The sequence below is a fragment of the Arenibacter hampyeongensis genome (assembly GCF_002909255.1).
Lineage (GTDB): Bacteria > Bacteroidota > Bacteroidia > Flavobacteriales > Flavobacteriaceae > Arenibacter > Arenibacter hampyeongensis.
In genome coordinates this window covers 153,254-176,592 of sequence record NZ_PIOB01000002.1, presented here as the reverse complement: position 1 = coordinate 176,592, position 23,339 = coordinate 153,254, and the positions used below count along the sequence as shown (strand labels likewise).

Genomic DNA, 23,339 nt, shown 5'->3' with positions numbered 1-23,339 from the left:
CTTGATCCTTTTTTGTTGAATCAAATTTCTATTTTATGTATGACAAACAATCCGTTATATGTAACAGAAGATAGTACTGATGTAACCTTTTTGGAATTTAAAGCTATAGATTTAGGACATAGGGGTTTTTCCGAAGGTTTTTTTATAGCATTTTATAAAATATGAAGGAGTATTAAATCCTGTTGTATAGGCAACTTCGGCAACGGTTATTCCTGGTTTTTCTAGAAGTTTTTGTGCTTGTTTTAATCTTTCCAGACGTATGAATGCTGTAGTGTTGTACCCCGTTAGGGCAATAAGTTTTCTATGTAATTGCATTCGGCTCATTCCCAGAAGATGGCTAAATTTCTCCGCGGAAAAATTGGAATCTTGTAAATGCGTGTTCAGGATGCCTTCAACCTTTATTAAAAATTTCTCATCGGTTGAGGTAAAAGCAATTTGCTTAGGCTTAAAAACATTCTCCTTGTTGTAGTGAGCCCTAAGTTTATTTCTAGTGGTTAATATATTATCTATTCTTATTTGAAAGGTCTTTGGGTTAAATGGTTTTATCATGTATTCTTCTGCGCCACTTTGCAAGCCGGCAATTTCATTTTCCGGACCTGTTTTTCCAGTTAGCATTATAATTGGGATATGGGAAGTTTTTTCATCATTCTTTAATTGATTACATAGTTCTATCCCATTTTTTTTGGGCATCATAAGATCTGTAATTATAAGATCTGGTATCTTTTCAAGTGCCATTTTTATACCTGCCTCGCCATCTTTTGATGTTATGACCTTGTATTTGTCCTCCAGAAGTGAAACCATAAAATTTAATAGGGATATATTATCTTCTACTAATAATATTAGAGGTAGGTCTTGATTTGACTTTTTGATATAGGTTGCTGGCTCCTTAACGGGAGTAACCACATCACTAATTTCATCATCATGGATCAATTGGATTGGAATTTCTATTTTAAAGGATATTTTTTTACCATCATTGGAATATGATGCATTGGCAGACCCTTGCAGATGTTCAACCAATTCCTTAACGAGCGATAGTCCAATTCCTGTTCCTTCATTGGTATGACTAGCTTGAAAGAATCTCTCAAAAAGTTTATTGGTATCTTCTTCAATAATCTTGTCTATATCATTGCTTATACTTATTACTAATTTATTGGTATCTATTATGGTGGCATTGAAGTCAATTTGCCCATTGGGTGGAGTGTATTTTATCGCATTACCTACCAGATTGCCAACAATCTTTTCCATAACATCAGTATCCACCAATGTTAAGGGCATAGGGCACACGGTATGGGAGAATACCAGATTGCGATTTTTAGCTAGGTATTCAAAGGGTTCCAGTAATGACTGGATGAAACCTCCTAAATGGACTTTCTCTGGATTAAGTTTTAAGGAACCGGTATCCAATTTATTCAATTCCATCATTTGGTTCACTAAATCCAAAAGCCTATTGGTATTTTTATCGACCAACAACAGGTCTTTATTTAAACCAGGTTCCAGATTGTTCTCCAACTGTTTTTTGATCGGCCCTTTAATTAGGGTTAAAGGCGTTCGAAATTCATGGGAGATATTGGAATATAATTTTGATTTAAAATCATTTAAATCCTTAAACCTAATGGTTTCCTGTCGTTCAAATTTCAATTGTATTTTCATATTCCACCGCCATTTAAAATATTTAAATATTAAAAGGAGAGTGATAGAGAACAATAGTAAGTACATTAGAATTGCAAAATTAGTCAGATACCAGGGCTTATTAATAATAAAGCTATAGGAATCCTCCTTGTTGTTCCACACACCATCATAATTACTGGATTTTACCATAAAGGTGTATTTGCCTGGTGGTAAATTGGTATATCTTGCATTGTTCTCATTACCGGATTGGATCCAATCGGCATCGTAGCCATCAAGTTTAAATTGATATTGATTTCTAACAGGTAAGGAGAATTGTAGACTGGCGAATGAAAAAGCAATGGTATTTTGCTTATAACTAAGTTTTAAATTGGGGATTAAAGGTCTTGTGGTGTTGTAAACTTCAAACTTGGTGATTTCTGTTTTTGGAAGCACTTTACTTATCTCTATGTCCGAAGGGTTGAACCAATAATAACCTTCCAATCCACCAAAATATAAGTTCCCATTACTTGCCTTAAAATATGCCCCGGTATTAAATTCAGTGGCGAGTCCATGATAATTGGTGTAATTATTGACTTTAGGTGCTGAATTTAGATTTTCTGGAACATAAAACTTGGTGATACCCCTGTTGGAACTTAACCATAAATTATTTTCTTCATCAGGTAGAATGGCATAAACAACGTCATTGGCGAGCCCTTCTTTTACGGTATAATTATAGAATTGGTCATTTACAATATCAAAAGCACATAATCCACTGCCATTGGTGCCGATCCACAAGATTCCTTTATTATCGTAGTACAAAGATTTTATTTGGTTATTGGCCAATGAATTTTTGTTTTCTGGGTCATGGGCGTACACTTTAATTTTATTGGTCCTTAGATCTATTTTGCAAATGCCGTTGTCCTGGGTACCTACCCATAGAAATTGACCGGCTTCCTGTGCTATTGCCCTGATATTGTTAGAGGGTAGTCCGTTGTCGTTATTGCCTTTTTCAAACGTTTTTAGAATCCCCTTTTTTTTATTTACCTTAAAAAGTCCACTTTCCCTGGTCCCTATCCACTTGCTTTCGTCTGCATCATTTTGCATGCACCATACGGTAACATTTTCAAGACTTTTTAGGCTTGGATTTTCAATTATATCCTCCTTGACATCCATAATATGCAGACCACCCTCTTGTGTTCCAATCCATAAATCTCCATCATTATCGCTAAGCAAGCTCATGATTCTGTTAGATCGTAGTCCTTTTTTATTATCTGTCTGAAAGGTATGCCATTCATTCTTTTTGGGTGAAAACCTTGATAAACCTTTACCACTTGTTCCTATCCAAACATTGTTTTGCCCATCCAATGCAATGGATCGTACTACATCTATATTTATATTCTCGGGAGTTTGAAAGTTGATGATGGAGTTGAATTTCTCCAAGAGGGGGTCGTAATAATTTATGCCTGCACCGTCCGTTCCGAACCATATGGTTCCCGAATAGTCTTCATAAATACTGAGAATATCTTTGTATTGAATGGTTTTTGGATTATGTTTTTCGGGCAAGTATTGGTTCAACTGACTTTGTGCTATGTCAATTTTAAAAAGTCCATCACCATATGTGCCAATCCACAACTGATTTTTGGTATCAAGTAACATGGTTATTACATAAATTGAATTTAGACTATTTTTTACATCTTCAATAAAAATATCAGGGCGTTTATAATGGGTGTCATTAGATTCCTTGTACCATACCCCTTCACCAAAAGTTCCGATCCATTGATTGTTTTCGGGATCAAAAAGAATAAAGCTATAATTGGAATTGGAATTTTTATTTCCATCCGGATAAAAATAATTTATATTCTCAGGTTGTTTTGAGTCTAGTATTACAATATTTTTTTCACAGCTAAGCCATAGATTTCCTGAGCGGTCCTGAGTGATTGCGTTAATGGCATTTACTTTATCTGGGCCAAGTACGTGCTCAATTTTTTTATCACTGAATGATAGTCTATAAAGCCCTGTTGAATAACTTCCGAACCAAAGATTTTTTTGTTGGTCCTCAAAGATGGTACTGGCATCTTCTATTCCGACAATGGGTTCAAAAGTGTTGGTACTCCTGTTTAGTTTATGGGGTATTTGTGAAATGGGTATAATCCATAATTCATCGTTGCTATCTACAAAAACCTTTCCTAATTTACTGTATGTGGGGTTGGTGATATCCTTGAAATATTGTTTGTATTTCTCAAAGTGTCTTCCATCATATTTGTTCAAACCGTCTTGGGTTGCAATCCATAAAAACCCCGTTCGGTCTTGAGTAATTGATATTGCCGAATTTTGAGACAAGCCATCTTTTACGGATAATTGACGAAAGGAGACCTGTTTTTGGGATTGAACAGATAGGCAAGTAATAAGTAGGACGTAGTTTGCTAAAACTCGGAGGTAGTGCGGAATCATGGGGAGATTACTTTTTTTCTAGGGATAATTTTAGCGTCCAATTTTAAATAATATGTTAACTTATGAATAAAAATTGTTAAAATCTACATATGATATTAAAATATGTAATTGGATCGGTAGCTATTGTAGGAAAATGATAATGGTTAAGTAATATATTGGTCAGAATTGATAGGTAATATCAGTAAGTTCTAATCAATTGCCAAACAAGGTGCAAATTTTCATTGGTTTTTATGTTGAAATAGGCAGGTGTTTTTTTTACGATTTAAGTTGCGCATTAATTAATGATAATTGTATATTTGCAGCCGCTAAAGACGGAATTTATCTTATTTAGTGATGGTGGCATAGCTCAGCTGGATAGAGCACCTGCCTTCTAAGCAGGCGGTCCTAGGTTCGAATCCTAGTGCCATCACCATTAAAATCAAGGCCTTATAGATTTTTAAATCTCTAAGGCTTTTTATTTGCACTCAATTTGCACTCATATATTGTCATTATATGGTTTTTAATGGATTGATTTGGTGATTTAATTATAAACTTGGGTATAGTCAAGTTTACAAAATTAGATCTTATATTGAGCTTAAGTCGGAACAAGCCCAATTTCTGGATATTTGAATATTAATGCAAACAGTTGAGTTAACTTAAATAGGAAGAATTCTGTATTTCTAACGCCTCTAAACTGTGCCCTGAATGCCATTATTTTAACGTTGAGCGATTCTGCGGATGCGTTTGTACTTCTATTTATAAAATAGTTCAGGATGGAACTATAATTGAGGGTTCAATTGTCGTCGTCCTTTTACTATTTTTAAAGTAGGGCGTCCTTTAAAAATCAAGCTCCATTTATACTGGCCAATGGCCTTGAGCAGACCTTCCTGTTTTGCTGAGCTTCCGTTTTCTGCGATTTGGATCCTGTAACAATATCCTCTTTTGCCTGAGAGTGAAACTCCAGTCTATAAATATTGATATTCCAGGGGTAAACATTGAACTTATGGGCCTTATAATGAGTATGGTCCGTCGATCAATCAAAGGCTTTAGGAACAACCTTGGTCTTGAACTTAAGTATAAATCTTCTTCGTGTCATATCAATAAATTGAATTATCTGTTTTAAGCATAGCCTACTGTCCCAATCTTTTGGGAATGCTCGATCAATCCTGGTCGAAGTTAATCGCATCGTAGCAATTATTCCGAATATGTGCTAAGTTTTCTTAAAAATGTGTTAATGCCTCGAAATTATGTTACATTTTTTTGAATCAGTTCTAACAAAGGGGACTAGGTCATGGCTAATATTGTGCTTAAGTAATTCCAGTTGAGCTCCATTTTCAAAATTTGACATCTACGAAAATCTCAGATCCAATATTTCAAGTCAAATCTGTTTATGGACGAATTGTAATTATAACTAAAAACCAATTAAAACTAAATAAAGTATGAGAAAACTTAGAGGGTGCAGGCTCTTTTTATTTAAAAAGCCTGAAAATCAAAAACTAAAAATAAACCTTGTGTTATTCCTATTTGCACTTGCTGCGATTACTATGGAAGCTAGGGTTATTTTGGAACCTATGGTAGATGAAGGTCTAATTGAAGGCGTTTTTCAAGACCAGGAGGTTACAGGTACTATTCTGGACGAGAATAATGTGCCGTTGCCCGGTGCAACAGTAGTGGTGGAAGGGACAGTAATTGGAGCGACCTCTGATTTTGATGGAAACTATAGTATATCCGTACCGGAAAATGCTACAAAATTGACCATATCCTATATAGGTTATGAAACCCAGATTATTTCTATTAATGGTAGAAGTGAAATCAACATTCAATTGAAAGTGACAGCCAATGCTTTGGATGAGGTTGTGGTTACCGCCCTTGGTATTGAAAGATCGAAAAGATCTTTGGCGTATTCAGTTTCAAAAGTGGGTGGTGATGAATTTACCGAAGCCAGGGAAACAAACATTGCAAACGGTTTAGTTGGTAAAGTAGCAGGTGTGGATGTGACCAGAACTGCTTCGGGACCTGCTGGAACAGCACGTGTTTTAATTCGAGGAAATTCATCCTTAACCGGAAATAATCAACCATTATATGTTGTTGACGGTATTCCTATAGATAATGCTAACAGAGGTTCTGCAGGTGAATGGGGTGGTTCTGATGGGGGTGATGGTATCGGAAATATCAACCCAGACGATATAGAATCCATGTCGGTACTAAAAGGTAATTCAGCCGCTGCACTCTATGGGTCTCAAGCCTCCAACGGAGTTATTCTTATTACAACAAAAAGAGGTAAAACAAATCATGGACTTCAAGTGGAAGTAAATTCCAACTATGTATTGGAAAATGCAATTAATCATTTAGATCCTCAAACGCAATATGGATCTGGACTTTTAGGAGTAAAACCTTCAACACAGGCTGAAGCTTGGGCTGCTGGGGAGTTTTCATGGGGTGCCAAATTGGATGGTTCCAGTGTTGTACAATTTGATGGTGTAAGTAGGCCGTATTCTTATAGTGGTAATAATTTTGACAAATTCTATAGAACGGGGGGCACTTCAACAAACACTGTTTCTTTAAGTGGCGGAACGGAAAATGTAGGGTATAGATTTTCAGCTTCTAACATGGAAAATGAAGATGTTATGCCTAATTCCGGAATGAAAAGACAGACCTTTAGTGCGAATTTGCACGGTAAGGCATTTGATAATAAATTGTCATTTCAAACAAGTGCCCAATATATTTTGCAGGATGTAAAAAATAGAGCTCAGTTGGCCGATTCTCCGGGCAATTCGCACTATACGGTATGGCAGTTGCCAGTAACAACAAACATCCTGGATTTAAGAGGGGATCCTAACAGATTAGGGGCAAATCCAGAAGATGCAACTGATCTATATGGTAGTACATTTGGCAAAAAAGGCTATGAGTTGTTACCTACTAGCTCTATATGGATGCAAAATCCCTACTGGGCAGCTTATCAACAAACCGACAAAGATAGTAAAGATCGTATTATAGCAAGTGCTTCCATGCAATATGATGTTAATGACTGGGTATATGTTAAAGGAAGAGCTGGTATTGATCAGTCCGATCGTTTATCTGAAAGTATAAACCCTACAGGAACTGGACATAATTTAAATGGAGGTATGAGTCAAAGTCAAAATAAATATCAACAGACCAATTTTGATTTAATGCTAGGTTCACGACATGAATTTGACAACGGCATTGCATATGATTTCTTGGCTGGTGCCAATAAGATGAGATTACAAGAAGATGGAACTAGTGCATCTGGAAATAATTTTGCGTTACCATTTTTCTACTCCATAGCAAATGGTATTAATAATGGAGGAGGTAGCTCTTACGTAAAATTAGGTTCACATTCAGTATATGGTCAAGCAGAAATTTCATATAATAACTGGCTATTTTTAACAGGTTCGGCAAGAAATGACTGGTTCTCGGTTATGGATGGGAGGGATGTCTTTTATCCATCGATAGGGTTGAGTGCAGTATTATCGGATGTCTTAACCTTGCCGGAAGTAATCGACTTTGTTAAGGTTAGAACTTCTTGGGCGCAGGTTGGAAGTGTTGGTGATATTGGGGCCTATTCTTTAAATCAGAATTATAGTTTAGGTAGGGCTCAACTAGGAATTCCACGTGGAGCGATAAGTGGTAGCTCGGTAAGGAATTCAAATCTTAGCCCGTTGCTTGTAACAGAATTGGAACTAGGGTTTAACATACAGTTTTTAAACAATAGATTAGGAGTAGATTTTTCTTACTATGACAAAAAAACCGAAGACGATATCCTAAATGCTGGAATTTCTTATACTTCTGGATATAGATCAACCATAATAAATGTGGGTGAACTTACGAATAAAGGAGTAGAATTGTTGCTTACCGGTGTGCCAGTAAGAACCGAAAACTTTAGTTGGAATGTTTCCTTTAACATGAGTCATAATACAAGTAAAGTTGTCAGTTTAGTAGATCCTGACAACGATGAAGAAAGCTTTAATATTGGATTAAGTAGGGCTAGACATGCTTGGGTTACCCATATTGAAGGGAAACCTTTTGGACAAATAACGGGAAGTCAATATCTTAGAGGTGCAAATGGAGAATTAACCCTTGATGCCAACGGTTTGCCACAAGTAGATGTAGCCGCAGGAACGGTGGCATTTGGTACAGGAGTTCATCCTTTTGTTGCAGGTTTACATAATAGTTTTAGATATAAAGATTTCACTCTAGGTGTTCTGGTGGATATGAAGGATGGAGCTGTAGGACATAGTGGAACCAATGCACAATTATACCGAAGAGGGGTACATAAGAATACTTTGGTTGGGCGTGAAACTGGTCTTGGCGTAATACCCGCGAGTGGCATAAGTGCTTATTACGAAAGAATTTACAACGACATTGCCGAAGAATTTATTTATGATGCTGGCTTTGTGAAATTAAGAGAAATTACATTGGGCTATAATATTCCTTCAAAACTCTTAGCAAAAACCTTTATAAGTAAAGCAAACGTTTCACTTGTAGGAAGAAATCTTTGGCTAATTCATTCCAACGTCGAAAATATTGACCCTGAATCTAGTTATGCTTCAGGCAACGCACAAGGACTTGATTTCTTTGCCATGCCACAAACAAGTTCATTTGGATTTAACGTGAATCTTACTTTTTAGTAATTAATAAAATAATAGTATTATGAAAATAAATAGAATCAGCATGAAAATTGCCTGTTTTTTTGTTACAATCGCAGCTATTTCACTGTCATCTTGTGCGGAGGATCTAGCAGAATTGAATGAAAATCCAAATGCAATTGCAGACTTACCCCTTGGGCTTCAGCTCACGGAGATACAATTAAAAGCGGCTGGCGCGCAATATGAAATGCGTAGGGTCGGTCTAGGATGGGCGTCATCTTCTATTCAGCAGTTGGCGGATGTTAATATCGCGACCAATCTTTTACCAGGAGATAAATACATGGACTTTATTGATTATAGCTATGCTGTATTTGATGAATATTGGGTAAATGAAGCCAAAGATGTAATTGACTTTGTAACACGTACTGCTGAAGATCCAGCAGATGTGAATTACAACGCTATGGGACGTATTATGAAGGTTATCTCTTTTCATAAGGTAACTGACCTTTATGGTGATATTCCCTATTCTGAAGCTGGCCAAGGTTATTTATCGAACACTTGGTTTCCGGTATACGATCGCCAGCAAGACATTTATGCCAACATGTTAAGTGAACTGGAGACTGCCGCAACCACTTTAAGTGCGTCAGCTGAAAACCCAGGGAATCAGGATGTTTTCTATAACGGTGATATTTCAAAATGGAAAAAATTATCGTATTCCATGATGTTAAGGTTGGGTCTTAGAATGTCAAAAGCAGATCCGGCCTCGGCAGAATCTTGGGTCAAGAAAGCCATTGCAGGAGGAGTTATGACCGAGCTGGATGACTTGGCCAAAATTGAACATGAAGAAGGTGGTGTTGAAAGTCCTATTGGCTATTCATTTGTTGTTGATAAGTTCATGCGATTAAGCGATACCTTCGTTAGCTGGATGCAAGATAATGGCGACCCTAGATTGGAGATATTGTCCTTTGTGGAGTCTGGTGGGCCTCATCAGGGCTTGCCAAATGGCTTGGATCCTACAACATTGGCATCCGATGGACCTGCAGGAGGTGATCTTTTGGATTATTCACAAGTTAATCAAGCCTTGGTTGAAAGAGATTCGCCATCAATGTATATAACTTATGCCGAAGTAGAATTAATGTTGGCAGAGGCAGCTTTAAGGGGTTGGCATACCGGGGATGCCGAAACTCATTATAACAACGGCGTTCGTGCTGCCATGGCAAATTGGACATATTATGGTGTAACGGCGCCTGCAACAGCAGATGTGGATGCTTATTTAGCAGCCAATCCTTTCGTAGAGGCTGATGGGCTGGAGATGATCGGTGAGCAGTATTGGGCCGCGACCTTTCTAAATCCTTTGGAGGCTTATGCCAACTGGAGAAGGGTTGAATTCCCTGTTTTGATACCTGTAAATTATACTGGAAATGCTACTGGAGGAACTATTCCAAGACGAATGAAGTATCCTTTAGTGGAATTTACTGTAAATGCAGAAAATGTAAATGCTGCAATTGCAAATCAAGGTGCAAACACTTACACTACCCGAGTATGGTGGGATAAGCAATAATAGTAATATTCTTAACACATATACAATGTTAGTTTTTTGAGTTAGATTAATAAAGGAGGGGAAACTCTCCTTTATTTTATTTTTATTTACTAGGTTTATTAGGATGAAAACATATGACTCCACAATTTGTTTTTGGTTACTTTCGGTAACTACAATGCTTCTTTTGCCAATATTTGCCATTGGCCAAGTACAGGAGCAATTTACTTTATTGGACTCCGCAATTACGGGAGTAACTTTCGAAAATACAATAAAGGACACCAAGGAGAGTAATATCCTCATATATTCAAATTTTTACGGTGGAGCAGGCGTAGGAATAGGTGATTTTAACAATGATGGTTTACAGGACATCTATTTCGCTGGAAACTTGGTCAGTGATCAATTGTATCTAAATAAGGGCGAAATGCAGTTTGAGGATATAACCCTGTCTTCGGGTATCCAAGATAATGGAGGTTGGTCTTCTGGTGTTATCATAGGAGATATTGATAATGATGGTTGGCTGGATATTTATGTGACCAGGGAGCTGTATGATGGCAATCCTGAAATTCGCAGGAACAGACTTTATATCAATACTTCTAAAGACAATCCAGATAATAAAACAACATTTAAGGAATCTGCGGCAGAGTACGGTCTGGACAATAGCGAAAGGACTAGACATGCCACATTTTTGGATTATAATAAAGACGGCCTTCTGGATATGTTTCTTCTTAATAATCCCCCCAATCCAGGGAATTTCTCAGAAATGTTCGATGTAGACCGCAATCAGGAAAGGTTTGCTCCAAAATTATATAGAAATAATGGGGATAGAACTTTTACAGATGTTACCTTGGATGCAGGAGTTTTGAAATTTGGTAACGCTAATAGTGTTTCCGTCTTTGATGCCAACAATGACGGATGGCCAGATATTTACATTGCGCATGATTTTGGCCCCCCGGATGCCTTTTTTCTAAATAATACTGATGGGACCTTTACTAATATCATAGATAAATCCTTAAATCATATTTCCTATTTTAGTATGGGAGTCGATGCAGCGGATATTAACAATGATGGCTATTTAGACCTTATGGTCTTGGATATGGTTGCAGAGGATAATTTTCGCATTAAATCCAATATGAGCGGAATGAACCCAAAATCATTCTGGAATATTGTGAATAATGATGGACATTATCAATATATGTATAACACCTTGCAATTAAATCAAGGTACTTTCTCGGGAACACCCCAGTTTGGAGATATTGCGCAGATGGCAGGCGTGTCCAGTACCGATTGGAGCTGGTCCAATATTCTTGCCGATTTTGACAACGATGGATTAAAGGATATTTATGTGACCAACGGACTTCTACGGGACATTCGCAATACAGATTCGGATAAGGCAGTTTCAAACTATGTCACTCAGGTAGCCAACGATTTTGTTCAAAACAATCCTACTGCAGGAGATGTTTCTATTTTGGATATTCTTGACTTGGAGAAAACACTTGATCATATACCCTCGGTTAAATTGTCCAATTATGCGTTCAAAAATAAGGATGGTATGATCTTTGAAAAAATATCGGATGAATGGGGCTTGTCCGAAAAGACTTTTTCAGCCGGTTGCTCTTACGGTGACCTCGATAACGATGGGGATTTGGACCTTGTAGTAAATAATGTTAATGATCTGGCTTTTATTTACCGAAATAACGGGGATAAAAAAGCAGATCAAAATTACTTGAGAATTAACTTAACAGATAAAGAAAGGAATACTCCAATGCTAGGTGCAAGAGTGGAAGCCTACCAAGGGGATAAAAGACAGCTTTATGAATTTACAAGTGTTCGGGGAATGTATTCATCAAGTGAACAAATGGCACATTTTGGATTTAGGGAAAACAAAAAAATAGATACCCTAAAGGTGACTTGGCCAAATCTTAAAATAAGTATTTTTACTGATGTAGATCCAAACCAAAGCCTCAATATCGACATCGGCGAAGCCATTACTGTTAATTTTAATGGTATTTTAAATAGGAGCCCATTGTTTAGCTCGGTCCAAGGTATTCAATTTGAGCACGTAGAGAACAAGATCAATGATTTTGACAAACAAGTGTTATTGCCACATAAACAGTCCCAGTTTGGGCCAGCATTAGCAGTTGGCGATGTTAACGGGGATGGTTTGGAAGATTTTTTTATTGGGGGAGCGGCAGGTTATGAACCAACACTATTTCTCCAAAATAAGTTGGGAGAATTTAAGAAAGTAGCAAGCAAGACCTGGAACCAAGCATTGGGATATGAAGACCTGGATGCCGTGTTTTTTGATATGGACAATGATGGCGATCAAGATCTTTATGTTGTGAGCGGTGGAAATGAATGGGCGCCGAATTCCGAATATTACCAAGATAGACTATATATGAATGATGGGAGTGGGAATTTTAAGCTGGCTACAAATAGGCTCCCAGCGTTTACTGAAAGTGGATCGGTTGTTCGGCCTTACGATTATGATAATGATGGTGATCTTGATCTATTTATTGGAGGACGACATACGCCATGGGATTATCCATCGCCGGTAAGCAGTAGAATATTGAATAATTATAAAGGGACTTTTAAGGATGTTACCAAAACCATAGCCAAAGAATTATTGGACATAGGAATGGTCACGGATGCCGAATGGATCGATTTTGATGAAGATGGTAAAACAGACCTTGTCCTTACCGGAGAATGGATGCCTATAACTTTTATTAAAAATACTGGAAATAGGTTCGCTAATGATACCCAATCCCAAGGTCTGCCAGATACCGAAGGATGGTGGTACAGTTTGGCAGTTGCTGACATGGACAATGATGGGGACATGGACCTTGTAGCTGGTAATTTGGGACTCAATTACAAGTATAAGGCTACAGAAAACACTCCTTTTGAGGTTCATTATAGCGATTTTGATAAAAATGGCTCCAAAGATATAGTGCTTAGTTATTATAATTTTGGGGAGCAGTTTCCGCTTCGTGGAAGGTCCTGCTCCTCGGAGCAAATACCTTTGATCTCTCAACGATTCCAGACCTATGATATTTTTGCATCCGCCAATTTATCAGAGGTCTATGGGGAGGATAACCTTCAAGCCGCATTACATTATACGGCAAAAACTTTTGCCAGTGCATATTTCGAAAATAAAGGTAAGGGAATGTTTACTATGAAAGTGCTGCCCAATGAAGCGCAGATTTCAAATGTGGATGCCATTCTACTAGAGGATTTTGATGGCGATGGGAATAAAGATATTCTGTTGGCCGGTAATATGTATCCGGTAGAAGTAGAGACTACGCGAAATGATGCCAGTGTTGGCCTGTTCTTAAAAGGTGACGGCAAGGGAGGGTTTATTCCAGTGCCACCAACGGAAAGTGGCTTATTTCTAGAGGGGGACGTTCAGAAATTAATGTTTATAAACACACCAGGAAACAGACTAATAATAAGTGCCGTTAACAATGGGATGATGGGGAGCGTTAAAATAAATAGTAATTCAAGTTTGTATGACGAATAACTGGAAAATAATCAAAATTGCTTTGCTTCTCGCTTTTTTCTCCTTTGGAGTGCAAATTGGTCACACCCAAACCCTCATTAAAAGAGCAAATGAAGAAAAGCTATTCTCCTTATTGTCCAGTAGCCAAACGGGTATAAATTTTAACAATACCGTAATTGATACTAAAGAGGCCAATGCCCTTATTTATGAATTGTTTTATAATGGTGCAGGGGTGGCCATAGAGGATATCAATAATGATGGATTGCCTGATATTTACTTCGCAGGCAACCAAGTGCGGGATAGGCTATATTTAAATCTAGGAAACCTTAAATTTAGGGATATCACCGAATCATCTGGAATATTGGATAGAGGCGGATGGTCTAAAGGCGTCAATATAGTAGATATTAACGGGGATGGTTACCAGGACATTTACGTCTGCAAGAATTTGTTCGATGACAATCCTGAGCTTAGAATAAACGAACTGTATATCAATAATGGGGACTTAACATTTACGGAATCGGCACGCAAGTATAATTTGAACGACCCTTTTAGAGCTATACACGCTAATTTTTTTGATTTTGACAAAGATGGGGATTTTGATATGTTCCTGATCAATCAACCCCCTAACCCTTCCTTGTTGTCTCCATTAAAAGGTCGAAATTGGCTTAGCCCGGACCTTACCTATCGATTTTTGGAGAACACAGGTGAAGGGTTTAAGGATATTACAACAGCTGTAGGTCTGGAGAATGTGGGTTATGGCCTCAGTTCTGTAGTGGGCGATTTTAATAATGATCAATGGCCAGACCTCTATGTTACCAATGATTATGAGGGCCCCGACTTCTTTTATATAAACAATGGAGACGGAACCTTTACGAATAAGGCCAATGACTATTTAAAGCACATATCATTTTTTAGTATGGGCTCGGATGTTGGGGATATTAATAATGATGGTCTTCTAGATCTGGCAGTGGTAGATATGGTTGCAGAGGACAACTATCGACTTAAGGCAAATATGGGAGGCATGAACCCACAGGAATTTTGGAACATAGTTGATCTTGGTGGGCATTACCAATATATGTTCAATACCCTGCAAATGAACAACGGTGCCGATGCCGATGCCGATGGTAACCTTGTATTTAGCGAGATCGGGCAATTGGCAGGAATGTCGAACACAGATTGGAGCTGGTCCACCTTATTTGCAGATTTTGATAATAATGGTTTTCAGGATATTTATGTGACCAATGGTATTAAGAAGGATATTAGGAATACGGATGCCCTCAAGAATATTGATGCCTATCTGACCAGTATCGTTGACAAACACCAAATTAAGGATGCTGCTACCAATTTGGATAAAATTAGGGAGTTTGTCTCATTGGATACTGTTTTAGCATTTTTTCCCTCAGAAAAAATACCCAACTATGTCTTTAAGAACAGGGGTGGGTTAAATTTTGTGAAAGCTGCAGAAGAGTGGGGGATTGATCTGCCTTCCTTTTCTTCTGGGGCCGCCTATGGTGATCTTGACAAGGACGGGGATTTGGATCTAGTGGTGAACAATGTTGATGATATAGCTTTTATCTATGAGAATAATTCTGACAAATTGGCCAAGAATAATTTTCTTAATATAAAATTTACTGAAGATAACAAGCACAAGAGCTTTTTTGGAACCAGGGCAACTATTTATTATGATGGAGGCATACAACTGGGGGAGTTAACAAGTGCAAGGGGGTTTTATTCGAGTAGTGAAAGCCTTATCCATTTTGGATTGGGAACTGCCAAGAAAATCGATAGTTTGGTAATCTCATGGTACGATGGGGGAAACTCGGTGCTACATAAAATTAAACCCAATCAGACAATGGTCCTTGATCGGGCAATATTGAAAATATCGGCGGTAGGTAAGCAAAAAACAACAAACCGACCCTTTATGGATATTTCCAAGGAGATTGGCCTAAATCATATACATCAGGAGAATACTTTTGATGACTTTGAAAGAGAGGTGTTGTTGCCCCATAAAATGTCTGCATTTGGTCCGGGACTGGCCGTAGGTGATGTTAACGGGGATGGACTGGATGATTTCTTCGTGGGTGGAGCAGTGGGACAAAGCGGAAGTGTCTTTCTTCAGGTTAAGGCTGGCACATTTACCAAGGCACGAATGGAAGCGTATTCTGGCTATCCCTATCATGAGGATATGGGGTCCGAATTTATAGATGCCGATTTGGACGGAGATTTGGATTTGTATGTAGTAAGTGGTGGCAATGAATATGAAAAGGGCATAGACCTATATCAGGACAGATTTTATAGTAATGATGGCAACGGCAATTTCACCTTGTTAAAATCTGCCTTGCCGCAATTAACGGCTAGTGGTTCTAGAGTAATTAAGGCAGATTATGACAATGATGGCGACATGGATCTTTTTGTCTGCGGCAGGCAGGTACCCGGCCATTATCCCGAACCAACAGAAAGTTACCTTTTGAAAAATAATTGGAAGGAAACAGGGTCTCTTAAGTTTGAGGAAGTTATTATTAAAGACCTTATTGATCTGGGTATGGTAACGGATGCTTCCTGGACCGACTATGACCAAGACGGGGATTTAGACCTTATAGTTGTGGGGGAGTGGATGCCAGTAACAATACTGGAGAACATGGAAGGTAATTTTAAAAAATTGGTCCTGCCAAATTCCCTCCAAAACACTACAGGCTGGTGGTATAGCATAAATGCTGCCGATTTGGATGACGACGGTGACGATGATTATATAATTGGGAATCTCGGGCTCAATTACAAGTATAAGGCCAATCCAGAGGAGCCTTTTACAGTGAATTATGGCGATTTTGACCAAAATGGGAAAAATGATATAGTACTGGGATACTATAATTATGGGGAACACTATCCTTTGAGAGGCAGATCTTGCTCATCCCAACAGATCCCTGGATTGAAAAAAGTCTTTCCTGACTACGATACTTTTGCCTCCGCATCCTTAAGCGAAGTCTATGGGGAGGATCAATTAAACCGATCCTTGGAATATAAGGCCCATATGTTCCAAAGTATAGCCCTTGAGAATTTGGGAAGCGGTGAATTTAAAATACATGACTTACCCATTGAAGCCCAAATATCCAGTATAAACGATATTATAATTGCCGATGTGGACAAAGATGGGGCACTGGATCTTATACTTGCAGGGAACATGTATGGTTCAGAAGTTGAAACACCTCGCAACGACGCGGGCATTGGACTCTTTTTAAAAGGAAATGGAAAATGTGGCTTTAAAACCATCCCTATGCCAGAAAGTGGTTTAAGCCTACCTTATGATGTTAAGGAATTAAAATCGATAAAATTGGGAGCTGATAGGGGGGTGCTAGTCGGTATTAACGATGGACCATTAAAAATAATAAAATATTAAATGTGCTAACCCAGGCGACCAAAAGCCATTGAGAATTCAAAAATATAATAGCCCGAACAAAGTTTATAGTATTAAGTTATGGCTATTAACTGCTGTCTAATCGGAATCCTTTTGTATTAACGCTGGTGTGTTAGACGGGCTGTATTCTCTGGGTAATACTCCAAATTCGGCTTTAAAGCATCTTGTAAAATAGGATGGATTGTTGAATCCAACTTTAAACAAGACCTCACTAACGGTATAATCTCCGTTGGCAAGCAATCGGGCCGCTTTTTTTAATCGTACTAAACGAATAAAATGGTTGATCGACAGTCCGGTCAGCGCCTTAATTTTTCTATAGAGTTGGTCTTGGCTCATATTCATGTTTTCGATAAGACGTTGTACAGAGAATTCCGATTCCGAAATATTGGATTCTATATGCCCAATGATTTTTTCAATAAACCGTTCATCCACAGATTGAGGTTGGGCTTCTCCCAATAAATTATCGGATTCCAATATTTTCTTCCTTAAACCTTCCATTTGTTCTATTATCTTCTTGACCCTGGTCAATAAAAACCTACTATTAAAAGGTTTTTCTATATAGGCATCGGCACCTTTTTCAAACCCTTCAATTTTGGAGTCTATAGATGTCTTGGCGGTCAATAAAATTACCGGGATATGGGAGGTGTTTACATTGGATTTTATCTGGTTACACACCTCTGTTCCATCCAAACCTTTCATCATAATATCACTTATCACTAAATTTGGCATATTTTTATTGGTCAAGGAAAGCCCTTCCTTCCCATTATTTGCGGTATAGACTTTATATTCGACTTCAAGGATTTCTTTTAAATAATCCCTAATATCCTCACTGTCGTCTATAACCAATATGGAATGTTTTTTTGGATTTGCAGTTGCAGACTTAATTTCAGGGATGGCATCCATACTAAATTCTGGATGGGAACTTATAACATGATGTGGATATTCTGAAAGTTCATTGATAATTGGGAAATGAACAATAAATTCGGACCCTTCATTTTCTACACTATGGACTTCAATTTTTCCATTGTGCATTTCTGTATATTTTTTCACTAGTGTGGTTCCAATACCATTGCCCTGTAATTCATTGCTTTTCTTTGACCTGTAAAATCGGGTAAAAATTAAATCCAATTCATCTTTCGGGATACCCATTCCCGTATCCATAATGCTAATGGAAATATATTCGTTGTCATTATACACCTGTACGATGACTTCCCCGTATTTGGGAGTGAATTTTATGGCATTGGAGATTAAATTTATTAGAATGGATTCCAATTTGTTGGAATCTGCCAAAAGAATCAATTTCTCGTCAGGACAAGATACCTCAAAATCCAGATCATTTGTTTGTGCCATTTCATAAAATTGGGAACAGGTATTTTTGACAAAGGCATTAAGATCAATTTGTTCCAATTCCAAATCCATAGTATTGCTCTCCGCCTTTCTAAAATTCAATATCTGATTTACAATATTTAATAACAACTGCCCATTTTTGTGTATCCTCATCAACTTTTTTTGAAGTTTTTGCTCTATCTCTCCACTGGAAAGCATCTCTTCTAGGGGGCCAATTATAAGCGTTAATGGCGTTCTTAGATCATGTGAAACATTAGTGAAAAAAGAAAGTTTTTGTTGGTAGAGTTCGTGATTTCGCTCCTGTTTTATCTTTTCAATTTTTAATGCCTGATTAATTTGTATTCGCACCCTTACCACTTTATATATAATATAGAGAATTAATCCCAGGCAAAGAGAATAAGCTAAATAGGCCAGCGGTGAAGCCCACCACGGCTTTAGTTTTATAATGGTAAGCTTTCTGGATTGCGGATTCCAACCAAGATGTTCATGCCCTACCTTTACTTCCAGTTCATAGGTTCCCGAAGGTATATTGGTATAATTGGCAATATTGGAAATACCCGTCGATTCTCTCCATCCCTGTTCAAAATTATTAAGCCTATGCTGCAACCGTACTTTTTTCTTCCCTGTAAAGGTCAATGCATTAAAACCAATGGAAAAAGATTGACTGTTGTGGGGTAGAATAATGGTGTCGCAATAATTCAGGTTTTGGGGCAGAATTACCTGTCCGTGAAATTCTGTTTGCGGTGTTATTGTTTGATTTAGAGTGTGCAAATTGGATAACATCAGTGTAGGAAAAGGCGGTAGTCGAATAGGCTCGTCAGGGTCTATTTTTAATAAACCATTGTCCGAGGCCGTTATAATCGTATTGTCCACGGGGTTATAAAGTATGCCGTAACAAGAGTATTCGGATAAAGTATAAGTTGCGGTCAAAGCTTCAGGATCCATTTTAAAAATACCCTTATGGGTGCCGGCCCATAAATTGCCTAATGCATCTGCTGTCATTCCTGTAACTACACATCCATTAATTATTTGGTTGCGCTTTGGATTCTCGTTAGGTTTAACTATTCCGATACCATTTCTACAAAGAATCCAAAGGTCACCATTATTATGGCTATAGAGGTTCTCTACATAAATTTTATCATTTTGGGTAGCAAAATCTTCGAACTGTTTCATACTCTTGACAGCGCCGCTCTCATCAAGTTTTAAGGAAAAAAGACCATTTTTTATAGATCCGGCCCAAATTTGTCTGTTTTTGTTATCGCTAATAATATTTTTTATATCAGTAGGGCTTTTTGCAGATTCATTGGGAAGATCTATTTTCTGCAATTGCAATTTGTCCTTTGAAAAATGATATAGCCCATTCTCGGAGCTACCTATCCACAAGTTATTACTGGGGCCACGTGTGATGCTGTAAATGCGATCTTGATCTAATAGACTTAGGTCATATTTGTTTGGTACCAATTTATGGGTTGCTGGATCGTACATTTTAATCCCATTGCCCCATGTGCCTATGAGCAGAAGATTGGTGATTGGGTCGTAGTATAGGGATGAAATGGATTTTATTTCTTCGTTGGTTACTATGGATTTAAAATTTTTCCGGTCTGTAGTGTATTCTCCAAGCCCATTGCCGTGAGTGCCTAGAAAAATTCTACCATCTGGTAACTTGGCCATAGCCCAAATAATGTTTGAGAAAAGATTCTTCTCATTTTCCGCATCATAAATTAAAGAATAATTTCTTTCGCTTAAATCGATTACGTTCATGCCACCAAACCAAGTGCCGATCCAAAGATTATTGTTGCTATCTATATAGGAGGTCAATACATAATTGGAGTTAAGATTGTTTTGCCTACTTTGATCATATAGGAAATGCTTTAGTTCGGCACCATCGGTTGAAAAATTATAAATACCCTGCCCCTCAGTGCCTACCCACAAGGATTTCCGATACACGCTTAGGGAACGTATGGCAGAATTGTCCAATTTCCAGGAATCTGCAAGGGTCTGCACGTCATTATTCTCTTTAGGTGCAAAATCCTTTAACTTAAACAGTCCCTTATCCGTTCCCAAAAACAAGGCTTCCTTATTCCAAGCCAAACTCGTTATGCTAGTTGCCCCTGACACGTCTATTGGCTGATCAATAAGGTAATTGTTGTTGGCTTTCCGGACCCTGGTAATTTTAGAGCCTACAATGCCGATTAACATGGTGCCATCCACTTCCAGAATAGTATTAATTGCCCCTGGAAGTATTGTGAGTACTTCGGCATCCTTTAAAAGATAATCAGAGGAGTTGGAATCTATATCCGAGAGGGGAAACGAAAATAGGGTACCATTATCACTGCCCACCCATACAATGTCCTGGTTATCCAAAAATAAAGTGGAAATGTCCACCAAGGATTCTAACTGCTCATTTTCTATGATTATGGGGGCAATCATTTTTTTGAGTTTATTCCATAAAAAAAGTCCTTTGTCACGGGTGCCGATCAATATCAATCCTTTTTTCAAAAATAAAGTCTGAGATATTTTATTGCTAAAACCATCAATATTGTGCAGATTAAGGAGTGTAAACTGACTGCCATCAAAAATATTTAGGCCTTCCCCAGTAGAAATATATATAAGTCCTTCATCATCCTCACTTATGTGGTCCACGTTGTTGAAGACCAAACCATCCTTGGTATTGTAGTTCACAATTTGCGAATAGGCCTTTTCCCCTATTAAAAAGGTAAACAGTGCGAATAGTATTAAAATCTTTCTAAAATTCATAAAAGCTTATTCTGGTCATTCGTAAAAATAGGAATTTGTAAGGATTTCATAATGCCTTTCCGAAAAAATGGTAAACAATCCTGAAAACGTTGTATTCCCTGAAATTGTGCCAAAGATATCGGAATCCGTTATAACGATTTGTGCTGTTTGTTATGTATTATTGAACAATAATACTTGCAGGCAATAATGGGTTTGTTGGAAGATGATATGCAATATAACAATTCTTTAGATCAAAAGTATAAGAAGTAATAAGTTAGTTGTTTTGAGTTAGTTTTTGAGTAACAAAGGGCGATTATGATCGCCCTTTGTTTATTCTATCGCAAAAGCAAATACCCAGAGGTGTGCCGGGATTGAAAATATAAAATGCTTTAGACCAATTTACTATGGCAGTGAGGTTATTACCGCTTCTTTCAGTTTATATAGTGGTTGGTTTAAAACATGAAATGTCGATAAAAATCAATTTAAAATGAATGTAAAATTGAATGTTAAGATTGTCCAAGTGATTGTATTGTTTCTTGTGGTCTTAATTATGGCTTGTAAAAATAATAGTAATTCTACGCCCCAGGTCGGAAAAAAATTCCCAAAAACCATAACGATCAATGGAAGTCATTTTGTTGATGATAATGGCAGACAGGTTATTTTGAATGGAATAAACATTGTAAGCAAAAACAAGGAAGAAGGCTATATTTTTCAAAGTGGGCCGGAATTGTATGAGAATCTGGCAAAATGGGGAGTCAACTGTATTCGGTTTATTATTATTTGGGATAGATTGGAGCCCGAACCCGGAGTGTATAACGAAGAATATTTAAAAGAAATAGATCAGCGGATCGCACTTGCAGAAAAAAATAATTTGTTTGTTGTGTTGGATATGCATCAGGATCTATTTAGTGTGAAATATTCCGATGGAGCGCCGGAATGGGCTACTTTGGATGACGGGAAACCACATAACGCGGGTGCCATTTGGAGTGATGCCTATATGATGAGTGAGGCGGTTCAAACTTCTTTCGACAACTTTTGGTTGAACAAACCAGCAAGCGATGGTATTGGTCTTCAAGACCATTATGCCTTTTTATGGCAACATATAGCAAAAAGGTATGTAGACAATTCAAAGGTTATCGGGTTCGATATTATGAATGAGCCTTTTCCTGGATCTTCAGCCTTGGAATCCACCAAGATCTTACTAACCGCTTATGGGGAACTGCATTATTCCTTAACTGGGGAAAAGTTAAATGAAGAACAATTGACCATTATATGGCGAGATGAAGGGAATAGAATGGAGGCTCTTAAAATTCTCTACAACACTGAAATTTATCATTTTGTTTTTAGTCGACTTTTTGAACTTAATAAAGAGTTTGAAACAACATATTTGCAGCAAATGTATCAGAAAGTTGCACTAGCTATCCGAGAAGTGGATACAAAACACATTTTATTTCTTGAGCATAGTTATTACAGTAACACAGGGGTGGGGAGTAGTATCGAAAGGGTTAATTTACCCAATGGGTCACCAGATCCATTGATTGCATATGCACCACATGGTTACGATTTGGTAACGGATACAGAGTCGGTGGCTATGGCATCCAATGAGAGGGTGTCCTATATCTATGATCAGATTGCCAAAAAAGGGGAGCAATTAAAAATGCCTGTCTGGTTGGGTGAATGGGGTGCTTTTTATGGAAATTCAACGAGCGTTATTCCCGTTGCAAAAAATTCTGTTCAACTGATTGAAAAGCATCTTTTTGGAAATGCCTATTGGTCTTATGACCCTGGGACGGAAAATTTAGAATATTTTAAACAAGCTTTGGTCCGGGTGTATCCGGCATATGTAAATGGGGAATTAATCAGTTATGGCAATGATTTTGAATCCCGCCAATTCACTATGACATGGAGGGAAGGTAAAAAGAACAATGCTGTGACCATAATTTTTGCACCCTCACTATCCAAACTTGATATAGACGCATTAAATAAATGGGGTGATGTTACAATTGAAAAAATTAAATACTCGGATGCAGGTTGGTTAATTATTCCTCCAATAAAAGATGGAGGGGAAAGAAAACTGACCTTTGAAATAGGCGATTAACTTACGGTTTCCATTAATTGATCCTTAAGTCAAACTATCACGGAATTTGCTATCTTCAATGTTTGGAT

Annotated in this window: 8 protein-coding genes and 1 tRNA gene; 6 read left to right on the top strand and 3 right to left on the bottom strand. The window is 37.8% G+C overall.

Features of this window, described 5'->3' with window-relative positions:
- Window positions 1-111: 111 nt before the first annotated feature.
- Window positions 112-4,059: a hybrid sensor histidine kinase/response regulator transcription factor gene (locus tag CWD91_RS05685; protein WP_103440017.1), complete on the bottom strand. Its 3,948-nt coding sequence runs from the start codon at window positions 4,057-4,059 to the stop codon at window positions 112-114.
- Between the two features lie 335 nt (window positions 4,060-4,394).
- Between CWD91_RS05685 and CWD91_RS05680 the strand changes: the two genes are divergently transcribed.
- Window positions 4,395-4,471: transfer RNA gene (locus CWD91_RS05680), tRNA-Arg, on the top strand.
- 162 nt (window positions 4,472-4,633) lie between these two features.
- Here the strand turns inward: CWD91_RS05680 and CWD91_RS05675 are convergent.
- Window positions 4,634-4,810, bottom strand: coding sequence for a transposase (locus CWD91_RS05675; RefSeq protein ID WP_262923129.1), 177 nt, complete (start codon window positions 4,808-4,810; stop codon window positions 4,634-4,636).
- Window positions 4,811-5,477: 667 nt separating this feature from the next.
- Between CWD91_RS05675 and CWD91_RS05670 the strand changes: the two genes are divergently transcribed.
- The 4 genes from CWD91_RS05670 to CWD91_RS05655 all read left to right on the top strand — a co-directional run bounded on the left by CWD91_RS05670 (window position 5,478) and on the right by CWD91_RS05655 (window position 17,072).
- On the top strand, window positions 5,478-8,687 hold the full coding sequence (locus CWD91_RS05670; protein WP_103440016.1) for a SusC/RagA family TonB-linked outer membrane protein: 3,210 nt from the start codon (window positions 5,478-5,480) through the stop codon (window positions 8,685-8,687).
- Window positions 8,688-8,709: 22 nt separating this feature from the next.
- On the top strand, window positions 8,710-10,206 hold the full coding sequence (locus CWD91_RS05665; RefSeq protein WP_103440015.1) for a SusD/RagB family nutrient-binding outer membrane lipoprotein: 1,497 nt from the start codon (window positions 8,710-8,712) through the stop codon (window positions 10,204-10,206).
- 103 nt (window positions 10,207-10,309) lie between these two features.
- Window positions 10,310-13,699 carry a VCBS repeat-containing protein gene (locus tag CWD91_RS05660; RefSeq protein WP_103440014.1) on the top strand — a complete coding sequence of 1,130 codons (3,390 nt, stop codon included), beginning with the start codon at window positions 10,310-10,312 and terminating at the stop codon, window positions 13,697-13,699.
- A complete protein-coding gene (locus tag CWD91_RS05655; RefSeq protein ID WP_103440013.1) occupies window positions 13,689-17,072 on the top strand; it encodes an FG-GAP-like repeat-containing protein in 3,384 nt (1,127 codons plus the stop codon). The genes CWD91_RS05660 and CWD91_RS05655 overlap by 11 nt, the downstream gene beginning before the upstream one ends.
- 96 nt (window positions 17,073-17,168) lie before the next feature.
- On the opposite strand, the gene CWD91_RS05650 is transcribed toward CWD91_RS05655, so the two are convergent.
- Window positions 17,169-21,194 (bottom strand): hybrid sensor histidine kinase/response regulator transcription factor, encoded by a 4,026-nt coding sequence (locus CWD91_RS05650; RefSeq protein WP_103440012.1) that lies wholly within the window; start codon window positions 21,192-21,194, stop codon window positions 17,169-17,171.
- 466 nt (window positions 21,195-21,660) lie between these two features.
- Here CWD91_RS05650 and CWD91_RS05645 point away from each other — a divergent pair, with 466 nt between their 5' ends.
- Window positions 21,661-23,271 carry a cellulase family glycosylhydrolase gene (locus CWD91_RS05645; RefSeq protein WP_103440011.1) on the top strand — a complete coding sequence of 537 codons (1,611 nt, stop codon included), beginning with the start codon at window positions 21,661-21,663 and terminating at the stop codon, window positions 23,269-23,271.
- Window positions 23,272-23,339 lie beyond the last annotated feature (68 nt).

Bases quoted from the DNA above. Each gene is read 5' to 3' on its own strand.
- CWD91_RS05650 (WP_103440012.1), bottom strand. From the start codon at position 21,194: ATGAATTTTAGAAAGATTTTAATACTATTCGCACTGTTTACCTTTTTA.
- CWD91_RS05665 (WP_103440015.1), top strand. From the start codon at position 8,710: ATGAAAATAAATAGAATCAGCATGAAAATTGCCTGTTTTTTTGTTACA.
- CWD91_RS05670 (WP_103440016.1), top strand. From the start codon at position 5,478: ATGAGAAAACTTAGAGGGTGCAGGCTCTTTTTATTTAAAAAGCCTGAA.
- CWD91_RS05645 (WP_103440011.1), top strand. From the start codon at position 21,661: ATGAATGTAAAATTGAATGTTAAGATTGTCCAAGTGATTGTATTGTTT.
- CWD91_RS05660 (WP_103440014.1), top strand. From the start codon at position 10,310: ATGAAAACATATGACTCCACAATTTGTTTTTGGTTACTTTCGGTAACT.
- CWD91_RS05655 (WP_103440013.1), top strand. From the start codon at position 13,689: ATGACGAATAACTGGAAAATAATCAAAATTGCTTTGCTTCTCGCTTTT.
- CWD91_RS05685 (WP_103440017.1), bottom strand. From the start codon at position 4,059: ATGATTCCGCACTACCTCCGAGTTTTAGCAAACTACGTCCTACTTATT.